The organism is Fluoribacter dumoffii NY 23 (genome assembly GCF_000236165.1).
GTDB lineage: Bacteria > Pseudomonadota > Gammaproteobacteria > Legionellales > Legionellaceae > Legionella > Legionella dumoffii.
In genome coordinates this window covers 766631-783098 of sequence record NZ_CM001373.1, presented here as the reverse complement: position 1 = coordinate 783098, position 16468 = coordinate 766631, and the positions used below count along the sequence as shown (strand labels likewise).

The window sequence follows — 16468 nt, the reverse complement described above, 5'->3', positions numbered from 1 at the left end:
AGGCCATTGAAAGGAGCATTTCCATGTTAAGCTCATCCATTAAAAACTACATGAAAAGTCATAACATTCCATATAAAACAATCAGCCACCCCAGAGCATATACTGCTTCCCAATGTGCCCAGGGTGCCCATATTAAAGGAGACCATTTTGCCAAATCAGTAGTTGTCAAACGGGATGGGAAATTTGTTCTTGTGGCAATTCCTGCAAATATACGGCTGAATTTGGAACATTTTAAACAAAAAACCCATGCAAAACACATTGAAATTCCACAAGAATGGGAATTTCAAAACCAGTTTATTGACTGTGAAATCGGCGCTATACCCCTTCTCGGGGAGCTCTATAGTATGGATGTCTATCTTGATGACAGTCTTGCGCATCAGGAATGGTTGGTCTTTAATGCAGGGAATCACAATCAATTACTAAAAGTCAAAAATAAAGATTTTTTAAATCTGGTCCATCCAAAAATTTTTTCTCAATGCTAAGAGTCATTGCAGCAAATGCCATCTCACCGTCAAAAGGGGTGAGCGATTATAAGTTCAAAGAAACTTCCTGAAATGCTATTTCGTCCTCAAAAAACTGGTGAGGAATCTTCCTCACTCTGGACCTGTCCAAAGGTCCTTTTGAATAATCTTCAAGAAATTCTTTAACAAGCAGAGCTATTAATGAGAAAAAGAATGAGGTTAGGAGAAAATTACTGTAATACATGTCCAATTTAAATGCCAAAATTGATGCCAAGAGTACACCCATGCCGCAAGCAACAACGTTTCTAATAGTTTTATTCCAAAAAAATGAGGCATTTTTTTCATGTTGCAATTTTTGTTCATTTCGTAATTGATTTATTTTTTTTTCTTTATAAGCGTGATAATCCGAGGCCTTCTTTCTTACCTTTTTATATTTATGAGGGGAAAAAATACAATTGGCATTTCCGCTCAGTGAATTAAAACGTTTGCAACTTAATGCGACAGAAGTCATATCTTTGGGTGTAAGAATAGACCTCTGATTTTTATTACACGTATTAAAAATTTCTAAAACCATTTCACTGGCAAGTTTATCAAAAGGATTTTGATTTTGTTGATTGGGATTGTGCATCTGCAGCTTCCTTTGTATTACAGATTCTTCCTCTTAAGGATTTCAAAGGTATCCTTTTAAAGGAGTGTTGAATAGCAAGTCTTTAATTTTAAGGAACTTAAGCTCACTTCATATACTATTATTTAGCAAAAATCACAAGACCCCTTCTCATATTCCTGAATAAGAGGAAGACAACTCTTTGACGATTTTTGTTTGCTCTTGTGATAAGTTAATGCTTTTGGCTTATTATTCCAAGTAGGCGTTTTCTATGGACGGTAATGAACTGATTTATGGGGTAAATGACAAACCCCCTTTGCTAAAATTGATTTTACTTGGACTGCAACATACTTTGTTAATGTCAGTCTATTTGGTTCTAATTATTATTGTAGTAAGAACTTCGAAGCTTACAGATGAGATTGCTGTAGATGCTGTCAGAGTAGGTATGATTGCCCTTGCAATGGCTACTACCTTACAAGCTTTAAAACCACCCTTTGGATCAGGGTTTTTAGCAGCGCCGGTGGTATCCGCTATTTATTTCAAAGCCTCTTTATTAGCCGCAGAGTTGGGAGGATTACCTTTAGTATTGGGAATGACTGTATTTGCTGGTTTGTTAGAAATTCTTTTTTCCCGACTGTTATATCATTTGCGAGTAATATTTCCCCCAGGGATTTCAGGGTTCATTATCGTGATTGTTGGGATTGAATTAGGTCTTGAAGGGCTCAGGCAATTTCTAGGGGTTGCAAAAGTAGGAACCCATCACTTCGACATCCATTTTTTTATTGGTTTGTTTACCTTATCCACGATGATTGGACTGAGTATATGGTGGCGAGGAATTATAAAGCTTATATGCTCTTTCATAGGTTTAGTTTCTGGATTTATCGTCGCTTTTTTATTGGGAGCCATTAATCCTGAAAAAATTGCCCTACTTAAAACCATCCCTTATTTCGCTTTACCTAATTTCTCATTTGTTTCCTATCAATTTTCACCAGCACTCATTTTACCTTTTTTTATAGCCAGCATTGCAGCAGCCCTCCGCACAATCGGGGTTATTACCACCTGCCAGAAAATTAATGATCCCAACTGGAAAAATCCGGATTTGAAATCGATTAAAAGTGGTGTCTTTGCCGATGGAGTGGGTTCGGTTATTGCAGGATTATTTGGAATTCCTGGGATCAGTACTGGTCCTAGTTTAGTGGGTATTTCGAGCGCCGCGGGAGCAACAAGCCGTTATATTGCTTTTACAACAAGCATTATTTTACTCATTTTATCTTTATGTCCCAAATTCGTTTCTATTTTATTGATTATTCCTCTATCTGTAGTGGGTCCTGCATTAATGTTTACCGCAAGTTTTATGATTGTTGGCGGATTTCAGGTTATGACCTCCAGAAATATAGATGCCAGAATGACTTATGTTATTGGTTTTGCTCTTTTATTTGGGCTCAGTAAAGAAATTTACCCTAAATTTTATGCTTCCCTGCCTCATGCCCTACAATCCATTGCGAGTACATCGCTTTCCCTTTCCGTATTTGTTGCTCTTGTGCTGCATCTAATTTTTCGACTGGGCATTCGTAAAGATGCAGTGATTACTTTTGAAAAAGAAAAAGACTTATCCAAAGACGAACTGAACTACTTTATCTATCAAAATGGTAAAAACTGGAGTATCAACACCACAATAATGGATCGCATTGCGCTCACCACTGGTGAAGTTGTACAACATCTTCGCCGTACTCATTTAGCAGAGGACGCTGTTGATGTTAGATTAAGTTATGATCAAGTAGACTTTATTGTGCATATCAAATATTTGGGTGACTTACTGTTGCTGCCCTTTGTTAACCAGGGGAAAAAAATCTTTCTTGAAGAGGAATCTTTTTCTTACGGGTTAACCGATTTCTTAACAGGGGTATATCCTGATAAATTTGAACGGTTCATGGTAAAAAATGAAGCACATATCAAGCTTTATTTTATTATCTAAATTTTCTTTTTCATCAGTAAGAACTGGAAGTTTAGGTGATTTTTAATTTTTTTTATAATGCAGTATCTGTTATTTTATACCCCAAAAATTTCCGGCATTTTATTAAAATAGAGAATTTTCCCGAAAAAATGTAAAAAATGCTCGAAATAAATAAGCTAAGTGTAGTAAAATTGATCAAGTTTTTAATGTGCAGGATATATCGTTGAAATCAGTTAATGTTGAAAAAAGCTTACAGGCACTGGAAACTCGCGTGTCCACAGTTGAAAAAATTATTAACAGTGTTTTCCCCATAAAACATTCTAAATCAACTCAAGAAAAAAAAAGTAATACCAGGCAAAAGTCTATTCAAAAACCGATGTCAGGAAATTGGTTAGGATTTGTTGCTGCTGTTTGCTTTATTTTGACTGCTTGTTTCATTGTGAAATTATCTATTGTATCCGGATGGCTAACTCATGAAAAACAACTGGGTGTAGCCACCCTGTTTGGAATGGCCTTATTTACCGGCGGCCTTGTTATTTCAAATGCGGATAGAATGTATGCCTGTTTTCTACCCGCCGCCGGGGCTACAGTACTTTATTTTACCGGTTTTGCAGCCTTTCAATATTACCTTCTTATTTCCTTTCAAACGGTGATTGCTATTACCACGGTTGTCTCGGGAATTTCAATTTGGTTTTATTTGCGTTTTAAGCATGATATTTATGCGATTATAGCTGCATTGGGTGCCTACATTGCTCCCATTGTTGCAGGGGTTGAAAATAATGCCATTTTTTCCTTGTATTATTTTACTATTTGTTCGTTGAATTTCGCGACTCTGGCGATTTGGGTGGAGTCTCGCACCCTAACATTGATTTCAGCATATTTAGCAATCTCCATAACAGCAATAATTGGATTAAAAATTCATCAAGATGTATTGATTGCTGCGGTTCTGGCCATTAATTTTTTGATCTATTCCATTGGTACCTTATTTCATACACAAATCACCAAACAGCAACTTACTGAAAAGGAATCCTGGAGCCTTTTCCCAGTGCTGCTTATCTTTTATGCAATGGAATATTATTTTCTTAGTTGTATCGATCAAACTTTCGCCTCATGTGCTTCATTAGCTGCAGCTGCCCTTTTAGTAAGTTTATATAATTCTGCGAAAAGATGGTCTCCAGGACGTCGCTTCAATAGTAGAAATGTAATTTTAACCTTTGTAACACTTGTATGCTTTCATTCGATCTATCTTGGACTTTTGCCTTTAAGCTTAAGACCCTGGCTTTTTCCACTGATTGTTTCAGGATATACCTTATTTCGGGCCCGACTTAGCTCAATTCAATGGAGCATACCCTTTTTAATACCTTTTGTAGCCCTTTCTGCCATTTTAGGTATTGAATACATCAGTATGTTAAGCCACTTGCTTAGCGGAAGAGAATTATCATGGTCTGCTGTTGCCTGGGTATCCTTTGCCAGCATTTGGCACTTTTTAATTCAAAATCGCAAGGAGTTGGGCGATAAGGAAGAATATTGTTATGTTCTACTCGCAGCCGCCCATCTTCTTGCAATAATGAGCCTTTATCAGATTACTACTGAATATGGAACTTTGGCCGTATCTGCATCTTGGCTTACCTATGTGTTAATCCTTCTTCAGGTTTCAACATTAAGAAATGATGTGCTTATTGCAAAATCAGTCATTATCGTATTATTTTTTGCTGCAGGTAAGGCACTACTTTATGATGCATCATCTACGCCAACACTGATTCGGGCCTTATCACTAATTTTGACTGGTGTTGTATTGTATGCTTCTGGACTTGTAATTAGGAAAAAAACCAACTGGCAAAGTAAGTCAAGCAAGGATATATGTTCTGAGAATGGCAGCAAAATAGTTTAATGCTGTTCAATACAAGCCTGAATGGCGCTTTTATGCGCCATTATCCCAATTCACTACACTGTCGTGTGCAAATCACTAAAACCTCATTTATCCAATAAGAAAAACAGGATGATTTGCATCTCTTGATTGAGCAATATATAATCATATTGATGTATTTTCATCTGAGTAACGAAAAGGAGTTTTAAATGAAGATTAATTCATCAGTAGCAGGATTGATGATTGCTATCGGTATGATTGCAGTTGTAGGAACAACCCAGGCTTCATGCTACAAGCATCAGCCAGGATGGCATATGGTTTCAAAAAAATGTCCTATCAAACCCGCTGATAACTGGCAAGAATACACTAGCGGAGTCTATACTCAGCCAGTAACTGGAAAAAGTCTATTCCAAATGAATCGATAAATCAGTTTTATTTTAATTAATCAATGGGATTTTAATAAGCTAAATCCCATTGATTCAGAGACGAAAACTTAAATAATATTTTAAGAGTCCAAACCTACACTACTTTTCAGGTTTATTAGCTGCCTTCGCTTTTACTTTTGAAATTGTGTGAACAACTCTAAAGTTTTTTCCTTGGATATCTGTCCCACGGTACTTAAATGAGTCATGGCATTTCCTTGTTTATCATAAAAAATCATAGTAGGTATACCATAAACATGAAACGCCTGGCGAATTCTGGCTACTGCGCCTGTTCGTTCGCTTATATCCACACGAAGATTTAATGAGCGCCGCATGGCATTGATGACTTCCGGTTGGTTAAAGACATGCTTATCCATCGCTTGGCAATCACTGCACCAGCCAGCAAAAAACTCAATAAAAACGCGTTGTTTTTTTGCTCTGGCTTCAGCCAATTTTAAATTTACCTCCTCAAGCGTATGAACCTTAACGAAGGGAGTGCGGATTACGGCTTGCGCTGCAGGAGCAGGAGTAAATGCTTGGTAAGCCAAGGCACCGGCTCCCATCATGGATAATAAAGCCAAGCCTTGCAGCAGTTGGCCTATCCAATGATGCTCTTTACGGAAAGCCCCAAAAACCCAGGCATTGACCAGCAAGACAGCAACCCAAAGGACATCGACCCAAACCCGGGATAGCACCCGACTCAGGATCCAGACAGCCATAGCAAACATCATTACTGCAAATAATTGTTTGATACGAATCATCCACGGCCCAGAGTGAGGCAAGAAACGGCCATATCCAGCTCCTACAAATAATAAAGGCATCCCCATACCTAATGCTAAAACAAAGAGCAATAAACCACCTTGAGCTACATGATTGCTCTGAGCTATGTAGGTTAAAATGCCAATTAAGGGGGCGGTTACACAAGGAGAGACCACTAATGTAGATAAAGATCCCATCAAAGTAGCTGAGATAATACCATGTTGGCGTGATCTGCCCAGGGTAAACCGAGCAAACATTGGAAGTCTCAATTCGAAAATCCCTAACAACCATAATCCCATCAGAGTAAATAAAATAGCAAAGCCCCCGATAATCATCGGCTGCTGCATTAGGGTCTGAACGGTTGATCCAAACCAGGCTGCAAGCATTCCGGCAATAGCATAAGTAATCGCCATTCCCATCACATACCCTAATGATAATTTAAAAGCCTGCCGCCCATTACTTGCACCCTGGCCTGTAATAATACTTGAGAGAATAGGAACCATAGGTAAAACACAGGGTGTAAATGCCAACAGCACACCCAGTCCAAAAAATGCCGTTAAATAAAAAAGAGGACTATGATTTTGAATAAACAACATGGCATCCGCAGGATTTGCACTACCAATGCCTTCTGCAAAAACAGAAAACGAGAACAATGTCATCAATAATGACAATATAAGTTTTTTCATTTTGATTCCTTAATAAATAATTTGAATTTTAATAAACGCTGGAATCAAATGGGGGGACGATAAATTTCGTCCATTGGGGAGTTATATTTAGAGTAAATAAGCAAAAAAGCTAATATGCCAATGAGGCTTCGTACACTCCATAATGAACCCAGATGAAATTCATCCTGAATCCAGTAAGAGGCAGAAAAACAGCTGTTATTCATAACTTGCTGCACGGAGCAAGGGGTTAGTGCAACAGAAACAGCAGCCGGAATAGTAACATTTTGTTTTGGGCAAGATGGTAATTTGAGTGGCGCAAGAAACAAGGCACTCATAAGAAACAAAAGGATTAGCGAACGATATTTGTGCATTTGATAACCTTAGCATAAAGATCATCAAGAAATCAATGAGAACGACAGGTCAAAATAAATCATTAATAAATAGTTACGCCCGAAGCAGAAATCCTCTTTCCTTAAATATGTTTCGATTTGTTTTTAATATTTGATTAAACATCGGGCAATTAAAAATTGAGTGAGCTGGTTTTAGTGTACTAATGTTAAAATGCTTTTAGCACTTTTTGAGTCATTTGTTCATTCAAATGAATTACCTAGGTAGAACAAACAGCTAGTAATTCTTCTGAACCCAAATTGATGAGGTTGATTTGGGTACCTACTTCTGCACTTACTGCAACACTGCTGTTATTTTTAATATGAATCAGAGTTCCCTGGCCCACGGAAAGTTTTTTACCATTAACAACACCACTATTTTTAATCACATTAATTTTGATTTTGTTATCTGTTTGATGGCTACTTTGCACAACACATGTAGCATTAAGTGTCCAGAGTGTATTATTTGAAAGAAGTTTCGTTTCATTAGGGCTAAGCTTAATTGTTTTTTGCGCATTCGATTGCGAGCAGTAAAATCCGATAATAATAAAAAGAGAAAAGGTCATGAGTTTTTTCACATTGCATCCTTAATGGCGTTATCACGCATAATGTCTAATCATTGATTATTGAGTTCATATTTTATACACAAAAGCTTAAGGTTTTATTAAGAATAAACTGATGTCTCATGTCTTTGTTTTAATTAACGACTGGAATATATTTTTTTGGAGTTCCCTATACTTCGGCAAACTCATAAATACTATTCTGTTATCAATTGCTTAAATCGAAATAATTGATTTTCCGTATACAGAGGCCTTGAGCGGAGCGTGCGGTGGCTGAAATCTTTAGCGGTAAATTAGCCATGAGTAAAGTACCGCCTTGAGCTTTTTTTGCAAGAGCTCAAGGCGTTGATAATTAAATAAAGTAAACCAGGTTTCGTAAAAGACAAGATAAGGCTTATGCTTGTTGACCTTGACGAACAGCCACATTTGTAATCATACCGGCATCGCTGGAGACTGATTGTGTTTCCTTACACATTCTCACGTATTCTTTATGGGTAATTAATAAATAAAACAAAGCGGATATCACAAGGATATAATATATATTGTGATAAAAATAAATTAACCATAAGTAAGTCATAAAAGGTGTCGATAACACGAGTAATGTACTTGCTTTCATCCGTCGTGTAAGTTGTATCCCTCCATAAATGATCATTAAAATTAATAATGACAGATTCATCTTGAGAAAATCATCAGCTGGCAAAGTACTCATCATCACACCAAGGATACAAAAAACAATAAGCCCAAATATCTTTGTCTTGGGTTTTACTGCACCCATGCTAATCGGAGCGGCCATATAGCCAATTAAATGATAACCGGTAACAATCACCATGAGTGAAGCCCAACTATCAGAATTCCAGAGAAAAATTGCGGTGAGGACAAAATTAATGAGTAATGAACGGCGACATAGATTGTATTTAGGGTGTAATTTGGTAATCGAGCGGCTGGGCATTTGTCCTTCTTTGGCCATGGCATAAAACATCCTGGAAGCACCGCCTAAATATGAATATCCTGTGCCTGAGGGACTAACTATACTGTCTGCAATCAAAAGCATCGCTAAAAAGTGCACTCCCATCAGCATCGCTAAATTAATCAAGGGAGACTGAAAATTAAGGCTGCTCCAGCCTCCTGTCAACATATCATGGGGGACAGCTCCCATAAATGATAGTTGCAGCAGCATATAAACACACATTACGATAACAATAGACAGAATGATGGATAAGGGAATATTCCGTTTGGGATTTTCCATCTCGCTAGCGAAAGCAACTGCCAACTGGAATCCATTGTAAGAATAGATTAATCCAGCCGAGATAATAGCGGTGATTGCTGAGCCAATTCCATATTGGGTGTTAGTGTCTAGACTAAAGTTGCTCGTGTCAAAATGTATGATCAAGAAGATAATAATGGTAAAAATGGGGCTGAGAATTTTTACAACCGTAATGGTGTTATTGATCTTCGTTAATAATTTGATGCCAAAGTAATTAATGAATAAGTAAATGACCAAAATACCCAATGCAAACAATTTACCATAAATAGTGAGAACATTTCCCATCATCAAGGTATCGCTTTTGATTGTAGCTGCTAAATATTGAGTAGTTGCCTGGGCCTCTGTACCAATAGTTACCATCAATCCAAACCAGTTTGCAAACGCAAAAGGCATTCCAAAAATGCTGTTGTGTGACAATGCACTGGAACGTGCTGTAGCTCCTCGGACTGGGAAAATTGAGACCACTTGAGCAAGGCATAGGCCTACAGCCATTACCAGTAATGCTGCTAAAATCCATGCAAGAAAAGCGTAATTTCCTGCAATCTTAGCGTTTAATTGGGCGCTAAAGAGCCAACCTGAGCCAACCATGGCAGTAGCAGAAAGCGCTGTTGCACTAAACAATGAAATTTTTGCATGGTTAGAAGTTGAACTCATAATACAATACCTTAGACGCTACATCTTTAGAATAAGTGAAAATAAAATATTTATTTTGCATATTTTTCGGTCAGCGTCAATAGATCTAATACAAAATGAGTTTAAAAAAATAGGATAAAAATGGGAACTCAAGAGCAAAAATCCCTCACACTTCCATGAAATGAATAGCTTATGTTCTTACTCAAGTTACGGCTTTAATTTGATATTTACGCTAAGTTCGCTTAGCTAAAGCTCTTGATCTACAATTTGATAATGAAATAGGAAGTAGTGATTCAATTGAGACAAAAAAATGAAAACAACACGATTAGAGGCATTTAGTGATGGTGTACTGGCTATTATTATTACAATTATGGTGTTGGAGATTAAAATTCCACACGGTAATACGTTCTCCAGTCTCAGTCCGCTAATACCAATTTTTTCAAGTTACGTACTCAGTTTCATATATATTGGTATTTACTGGAATAATCACCACCATTTGTTTACGGTCACCAAAAGTATTTCTGGCAAAGTTCTTTGGGCAAATTTAAACCTTTTATTCTGGATCTCCCTTTTTCCCTTTGCAACAGGATGGATGGGTGAAAATCACTTTACTGCCACGCCTACTTCATTTTATGGCATAGTGCTTTTAATGGCTTCGATTTCCTATTCGATTCTCGTACATACTCTCATTTCCCATGAAGGTAAAGAATCATTGGTGGCGCAAGCTATTGGAAATGACTTTAAGGGAACCAGTTCTATCCTGCTTTATGCATTTGCCATTCCCCTAGCATACGTTTATGTATGGGTAGCCCAGATCCTTTATGTCATTGTGGCCATAGTTTGGATCATTCCAGACAAGCGAATTGAGAATAAAATAACATAGCTCCATAGCTTAACTAACAAAAAAAGCTGGAGTTCTGGGAATGGTTTGAATTGGGTCTAAAGAGGCAGTTTGAGAAAATTCTTGCTTTAATTTTAAAATATAGACTTCATTGACCATATCTGGTTTTTGACTGCGTACTAATTGGATTAACCAGTTTCCACCAGTATGCATCTCTATTTTACCTTCAGATAACTCTGTGAGTAATTTTCTAACCTGCATGCTTGAAGTTATTGCAGCTTTAACACGGTAATTATAGCGACTCATTTTAACGGTATAATTCAAAAATTCATTTTTTATGTCAGGATATACGTTAGCTAACTCCCGGCTAAAATTTCTAAGCGCTTCATTGTTTTCCTTTTCATCGCAGTTTTGAAGCAAAGCAATTCCCAAATAATAGATACTTTTAAGCAAAGTCTGAGGAAAACCTTGTTTTTTGGAAGAATGAATCGCTGCTTTCTCCTTCAATAATTCATGGGATAGCAAATTTTTTTTTGCACCTTCGCTAAATTCTTTTTGAGTATGCATATTAATAAAAAAGTTTTGTTCAGGTAACGCATTCAACTCTTCAACGTCAAAAGCATATTCATCCAATATTAGAAGCCGATGAGCAGGTATATCTTCAATATGGGTGCCATAAGCAAATGTTTCTTGATTTTTTATTTTTTTAATCGATTTTTTATAATTATTTTTCCAACTGGATTTAATTTTCATTATCCAATAATTCCTATAATCAATTTACTTATCAAAACTTTAGACAGAAAAAGTATAGTGGTTTTAAGACTAACAAAAAAGTTCTTTTTTCCTCCTTACACCTAAACTTTCTAAAATTAATGCTGTAACTCGCATCAAGTTTCTTTGATGCAATAAACGAGTAATCTTATTGATGGGACCCACTGTCAGAGTAACATGAATATAATTAGGATGAGGAGTTTTGTCCGACTTAAGGGATACAGTACCCCAGTAGCTGTGATAGCTCCCCAAAAGAATAAAAATTCGGTGCAAGGCACCGAATTTAAAATGCTCTTATTGTGCAGATTTAGTTTGCTGTTCACAAGTAATCTTTGTACAGTCACGGCAATTTTTCAGGGCAAACTCAAATGCTGAAGTTCCGTTGGCGGCATTATTAGCCATTGTCTTATCAGCTTGATCTTCGGGTGAACCAGAACTCGCACTGCTTGCGTTGGTTGTACATATCCACATACCTGCATTCATATCTGCTTGTTGAGCAGAAGAAGATGTAGAGGAAGTAGTGGAAGTAGTGGAAGATGGGGATGCGGTAGCGTCACTCCCTGCAGCCATTACCTGATTGAACATCAAAAACATACTGCTGCTTAAAATGGCAGCTTTTACTATCCTTTTCATAATTTTCTCCTTATCAGATAATTTTGAGTACCCGTAAAACACAAAAAGTACTCTCAAGCTCATCACTCAAAAATAAGAAATTTAAGTATGATGGCTCCAATTATAGCTTGCTTTTTACTTATGCAATTTAAAGGTTTTCCTTAATCAATCCTCCGAAATCATCGAATTCCCTCACCTACTTCTTGCTTTGAATTTTAATTTTTAATTGTCAACGTCTATACTCAATTCAACACTCATCATGAGTCTGCAGAAGTTATTGCTAAGGAGGGTAATATGTTGGGTTGGGCTCTATTTTTCTTTATCATTGCTATTATCGCAGCAGCTCTTGGATTTGGAGGCATTGCAGGAGCAGCAGTGGGTATTGCAAAAATCCTTTTTTTTCTGTTCATCGTTTTATTTATTATTTTCCTTGTTCTTGGTCGAAGGGGCCCTCCTCCGCCAGTTTAAGGGACTGTGATTTGATTAATCGCTCTTTTATATAAGAGCGATTAAAATTCTTTACCCCACTAAACTAGGAACATCTGCAAAAATTCACACTTTTCTTTTTAATTCATTAAATACGACCAGCTTGTTTTAAATATGACCCAATTGCCTTTTCTTTGCCTCGATGATAGAATGCGGGTGCCTTCATGATTGTTATTACAAATGGAACTCTCCTAGGGATATACTCCAATCACCTTATGTAAAGAAGCTTATGAATATTTTAAATCCTTTTAAAAATCTTATTGAAACCAAACAATATCCCCATGCCAGAACATACCGAACCACATTTTGGGGAAAAGTAGCAGATACCTTTCTCGTATTTTCCGGTCATTTATTTCCTAACTATAGGGAAAAAGAACCTTTCAAAAAAATTCATTTTGGAATTTTTGATTATTTCACTTTAGGTATTCACTTCCTCCTCACTACGTCACTTCTCAGCGCGTTGAGGGGAGCGTCATTGCCCTTGTTAATTCCTGCAGGCATACTCACTTTTCTATTTAATACTCCTCGTCTCCTCTTTGCTGCGGCCATGACCTTCATCTCTCTGCCTTTTGTTTCAATAGCCTGGGCGGTCACCAAAGAAAAAGGGAACAAGATAAAACAAGACATTCTTTCCTATGAGGTGCAAACAACCGATTATATGTTATATTTTGCCCCTTCTACTCTCCCTACAGAACTCAAGAATTATAAAGATTGCTTTTTTTTCATTGAAGGAACAAATCAACTGTATTACATTGATTTTGCCTGTAAGCCCCATACCTGTTCTATTAAGGACATCGATATTTTTCGTAAGGAAATAGGAGTTGATAAACTGATAACATTTATTAAGTTTGGTTTTGGGTATCAGCATAAAATGATAAAACAAGAAACCTTAAAGAGCTTAACGACAGCAGTCCCTACTTTGGGCAGCTACCACTCATTAGGCGAAATTTTAAAAGCTCAAAAAGTAGATTTGGAAGATATAGCCCACGCAACAATTGAGTTGGAAAATGATGCCATTAAGATCTCTTTAACTGGTGAAAAAAAACAACCCCTGGTCAATTTCTCCTTATCCACTCCGAAATCAACAGACTTAACGCTGTTCAAAAATATGAGATGCTTAAACATCGGCGGTATTGAGGAACTCGTAGAAGAAAAAGAAGAATTCTCCCAATTAGTAACCCCCTGATGTGAGATTATTTCCGTATTAGTAAATATAATACGGAAATAATCGGCTTCCTTTTTTAAAAAGTTCTCAATTTTCCAAATTAATACCTATAATTGATAGAAATGGAGGATACAAGGAGGTCTTTATGAAAATTTTTCAAGGATTATTTTTATTCTCTATGTTCATTTGTCAAAATATTTACGCACTCACTTCCCTCTCTGAACCGAGCGGCCCCTCTCAATGTGGGGAAGCCTATGAGAATGCAGGTGAGATTAAAACAATCAATAATGTTTTTAGCACCTTATCCAGTGCATGCCATGATGCTGGGGGAATGAGATTAACTCATCAAATATTATTATCGGAAAATAACAATCAACCGACGGGAGTTTTATTTACCTGTACAGGAACTGATCCCGACTTTGTTGTTCTTTCTTGTGTATTCACAGCAAGTTCAGCAGGTTTATACAATTAGGCTGCCTAAAATTTTATTCGTAACTACCCAATAGTGGGAAAAGATTTGGTATTTTCCCAGTAGAGAATTATTTAAGCTGTATTGCCCAACCCGGTCCTATAATATAAAACCCTAATAAAGTTGGAAGACTTTTTGAATCGACACACAGAACATGAAATGTTAAAATAATACACAGTTTCTACTAAAGTGTGACTATGGATTCGCTCACGATTACCAGTATTTTTATTTATTCTGTGTTTTTTTTAATAAGTGCCGTTATTGAATCAATGTCATTTAATGCCCTGGAGACACTGCACCAAGACATTGTCTCTCATCGAAAAAAGCTTCCCTTTATGACTGATATAACCAGTATAATTAAAGTATTTTTCTTTTCATGCGTGATAATCTACATCTCTCCTTGGGAGATGCGCTATAAAACTTACTTATATCATAATACCCAGGAACTCATTTTTCTTTATCAGGTTTTAATGGTCTTTTCTGTTGTTGCCCTTGTTCCTATAATCAAACATCTCCAAAATGACATAAGAAACGCCTGCTTACCTCAATGGTATCTCAAAAATGTATTAATAGGCGATTATCTCCATTTATGGGGTATTTTACTTGCCTGTTATACATCTATCCCAGATTTTTAGCCTTTTGTTACAGTTTATTCCTCAGCTCTTTATGTGACTGTGCTAAGGGCTCTTCCTCCTCTTTTACAAGGTTAGAAACCCCCGGGAAAAAGCTTAGCCCACTTTGGCGGCTATTTTCCTGGACATTAGTTGATGTTATTGGCATTTTTCTTGGTTTAATTTTTAGCAACCCTAATCCACCATTTCTTTGTAAGGGTTTTTCATAATGAAACCGCAATTCCAAATGATCTTCTTCTGACAGTTCGAATTTGTAGATGGCAAGCATGCGAAATAAAGCCATTATTTCCGTTATTGCAATTCGTAATCCGGGACATCTTCGAGCACCCGTCTTAAAGGTTAATAATCCCCCTTCTTTCTCCATTTTTCCAGGTGAATAAAATGTGGGGGGGACAGAAAAGAAATGCGCGTTATATGGTTCCAGGTTACTTTTTAGAGGTCCCCAACGTTCGGGAAAAATATCATGGGCACTGATCACCTTTTTACCTAGTACTTCCTGTCCTTCTCTGGAAAGAACTATATCGGGAACATGTTTTGCATGAGTGTGTACCCCCTGCATGGGAATAAAAACAAGGGCTCCCTTTGGTAAGGTCAGTACAGTACCATCAAGATCCAGGTGGATTGCTTCATGGATAATTTCAGGGACAATTGGCGCAGGTGGTGATAACCGTAACGCTTCCAGTAAAATAGCCTCTATATAGGAGAGTCCCCCTTTGTCTGCCCTGGAATCCCATAGAGAGTTTAATTCAAAAGGTTCGCCGGTTGAATGTTTTTGCTGAATTTCCTGTTTCATCAAGGTATAGATGCGCTTATCCTGAAGAGCAATTTTTAAAGTGGCAATCAAAGCTGTAGCTGTGGCATCAAACCCCAACAAAGGAATGAACAGGCTTTCATTGATCACATCTCTTATAAGAGCGGATAATTTGGTAGTGTCTCCGTTTTCTATTGCATGCTTCATCAAAAGCTCACATTGATCTGCGGGCAGGTGATCCATTGATGTGATACCCAATTGTTGCAGTTCACTCTCCAGATATGGATTTTTTAATACTCTGGTGACCAATAGAAAATTAAGCCAACTTTGTTCCTGTGTTAATAGTTTTGTAACTTCCTCTGCAGAAAATAAAATTTGACATCCGAGATTGAAAATTTTACTTCTTATAAGGAGCAGATTTTCCCCCTCCTCCTTTTTAATGGGTTCCAAACCAAACAAGCATTCAATTAATTCTTTTGTTAAATTTGGGTCATAATAGGTTTCGAAAGGATTGATAATTTTTTGCCCAAAATAAGTAGTCAATAAAACTCTTCGAGAAAGCATATCCATCACGTCGCCAAGAGGCATCCCATGTTCCCCCTGCTTTGACTCATACTCTTTGAAAAAATCTGCGACCATCCCGATTACTTGAGGTCTGTTTTTTTCATTACGTGACAGTATGGCAGGGCGGATTGTGGAATGTGTTTCTGAACCCAGAACTGAGGACATCAAATTATCAGGACCTAGTATTACTTCTAGGCGCTTAAAAAATTGTTGCTGTCCAAATTTACTTTCATTTTGTTTGGCATAGAGCTGCTGAATCAAGGACTTATTTGATAATACAAATACAGAAGTTAAATTGGGTAATCTGAAATAACCAACACCAGAACCTTGCTCATCAAGTGAACGCGCCCCCAAATCAGCTACAAATGTCATAAAGCGATTTTGTAATTGGGCTTTTGCAGAAGGGTCTGCTTTTAAAAGAGTAAGATCCTTTACTAAGGAAAGATAGCTCGTTGCTGAAGGATACGTAATGTTTTGAATTTGAGCCTGTTGGTATATTTGATATATGCGCACAATCACACCAGCAACTAAAACAAACAAAACATAAAAAAGCATATCTATTCCTCTTAAGAAAGGTATCTTTAACGTGTGCGATTATATAA

The 16468-nt window shown here is 37.1% G+C and carries 17 protein-coding genes; 9 read left to right on the top strand and 8 right to left on the bottom strand.

The features are described 5' to 3' along the window. The first annotated feature begins 23 nt into the window (after positions 1–23). Positions 24–482 (top strand): aminoacyl-tRNA deacylase, encoded by a 459-nt coding sequence (locus KYQ_RS03635; RefSeq protein WP_010653922.1) that lies wholly within the window; start codon positions 24–26, stop codon positions 480–482. 46 nt (positions 483–528) lie between these two features. Here KYQ_RS03635 and KYQ_RS03630 read toward each other — a convergent pair whose 3' ends face one another. Further along, positions 529–1089, bottom strand: coding sequence for a hypothetical protein (locus tag KYQ_RS03630; RefSeq protein ID WP_010653923.1), 561 nt, complete (start codon positions 1087–1089; stop codon positions 529–531). 247 nt (positions 1090–1336) lie between these two features. On the opposite strand from KYQ_RS03630, the gene KYQ_RS03625 reads away from it, so the two are divergent. The 3 genes from KYQ_RS03625 to KYQ_RS03610 all read left to right on the top strand — a co-directional run bounded on the left by KYQ_RS03625 (position 1337) and on the right by KYQ_RS03610 (position 5311). Then, the gene (locus tag KYQ_RS03625; RefSeq protein ID WP_019349658.1) at positions 1337–3040 is read left to right on the top strand and encodes a uracil-xanthine permease family protein; all 1704 of its coding nucleotides are present in this window, start codon (positions 1337–1339) and stop codon (positions 3038–3040) included. Between the two features lie 202 nt (positions 3041–3242). Next, on the top strand, positions 3243–4910 hold the full coding sequence (locus KYQ_RS03615) for a DUF2339 domain-containing protein (RefSeq protein ID WP_019349656.1): 1668 nt from the start codon (positions 3243–3245) through the stop codon (positions 4908–4910). A gap of 185 nt (positions 4911–5095) precedes the next feature. Continuing rightward, positions 5096–5311 carry a hypothetical protein gene (locus KYQ_RS03610; RefSeq protein WP_010653926.1) on the top strand — a complete coding sequence of 72 codons (216 nt, stop codon included), beginning with the start codon at positions 5096–5098 and terminating at the stop codon, positions 5309–5311. 131 nt (positions 5312–5442) lie between these two features. Here the strand turns inward: KYQ_RS03610 and KYQ_RS03605 are convergent, their stop codons facing one another. From KYQ_RS03605 to KYQ_RS03590, 4 genes are all read right to left on the bottom strand, one after another. Then, positions 5443–6753 carry a protein-disulfide reductase DsbD family protein gene (locus tag KYQ_RS03605; protein WP_010653927.1) on the bottom strand — a complete coding sequence of 437 codons (1311 nt, stop codon included), beginning with the start codon at positions 6751–6753 and terminating at the stop codon, positions 5443–5445. A gap of 44 nt (positions 6754–6797) precedes the next feature. Next, positions 6798–7103 (bottom strand): hypothetical protein, encoded by a 306-nt coding sequence (locus KYQ_RS03600; RefSeq protein ID WP_010653928.1) that lies wholly within the window; start codon positions 7101–7103, stop codon positions 6798–6800. A gap of 236 nt (positions 7104–7339) precedes the next feature. Continuing rightward, on the bottom strand, positions 7340–7684 hold the full coding sequence (locus KYQ_RS03595) for a hypothetical protein (protein WP_010653929.1): 345 nt from the start codon (positions 7682–7684) through the stop codon (positions 7340–7342). A 388-nt stretch (positions 7685–8072) separates the two neighbouring features. Next, the gene (locus tag KYQ_RS03590) at positions 8073–9596 is read right to left on the bottom strand and encodes an APC family permease (RefSeq protein ID WP_010653930.1); all 1524 of its coding nucleotides are present in this window, start codon (positions 9594–9596) and stop codon (positions 8073–8075) included. Positions 9597–9885: 289 nt separating this feature from the next. Between KYQ_RS03590 and KYQ_RS03585 the strand changes: the two genes are divergently transcribed. Further along, positions 9886–10458, top strand: coding sequence for a TMEM175 family protein (locus KYQ_RS03585; RefSeq protein ID WP_010653931.1), 573 nt, complete (start codon positions 9886–9888; stop codon positions 10456–10458). A gap of 9 nt (positions 10459–10467) precedes the next feature. Here KYQ_RS03585 and KYQ_RS03580 read toward each other — a convergent pair whose 3' ends face one another. After that, on the bottom strand, positions 10468–11169 hold the full coding sequence (locus KYQ_RS03580) for a hypothetical protein (protein WP_019349654.1): 702 nt from the start codon (positions 11167–11169) through the stop codon (positions 10468–10470). A 312-nt stretch (positions 11170–11481) separates the two neighbouring features. Beyond that, the gene (locus KYQ_RS03575; RefSeq protein ID WP_010653933.1) at positions 11482–11820 is read right to left on the bottom strand and encodes a hypothetical protein; all 339 of its coding nucleotides are present in this window, start codon (positions 11818–11820) and stop codon (positions 11482–11484) included. Between the two features lie 273 nt (positions 11821–12093). Here KYQ_RS03575 and KYQ_RS18820 point away from each other — a divergent pair, with 273 nt between their 5' ends. The 4 genes from KYQ_RS18820 to KYQ_RS03555 all read left to right on the top strand — a co-directional run bounded on the left by KYQ_RS18820 (position 12094) and on the right by KYQ_RS03555 (position 14554). Then, positions 12094–12267 (top strand): DUF1328 domain-containing protein, encoded by a 174-nt coding sequence (locus KYQ_RS18820; RefSeq protein WP_010653934.1) that lies wholly within the window; start codon positions 12094–12096, stop codon positions 12265–12267. Between the two features lie 247 nt (positions 12268–12514). After that, positions 12515–13471, top strand: coding sequence for a hypothetical protein (locus KYQ_RS03565; RefSeq protein ID WP_019349653.1), 957 nt, complete (start codon positions 12515–12517; stop codon positions 13469–13471). Positions 13472–13595: 124 nt separating this feature from the next. Next, positions 13596–13922, top strand: a complete 327-nt coding sequence (locus tag KYQ_RS03560; protein WP_010653936.1) for a hypothetical protein — start codon at positions 13596–13598, stop codon at positions 13920–13922. Positions 13923–14116: 194 nt separating this feature from the next. Next, entirely contained in the window at positions 14117–14554 is a 438-nt protein-coding gene (locus KYQ_RS03555) for a hypothetical protein (protein WP_010653937.1), read from the top strand. Between the two features lie 7 nt (positions 14555–14561). Here KYQ_RS03555 and KYQ_RS03550 read toward each other — a convergent pair whose 3' ends face one another. Further along, complete coding sequence (locus KYQ_RS03550; protein ID WP_010653938.1) at positions 14562–16421, bottom strand: cytochrome P450; 1860 nt, start codon at positions 16419–16421, stop codon at positions 14562–14564. Positions 16422–16468 lie beyond the last annotated feature (47 nt).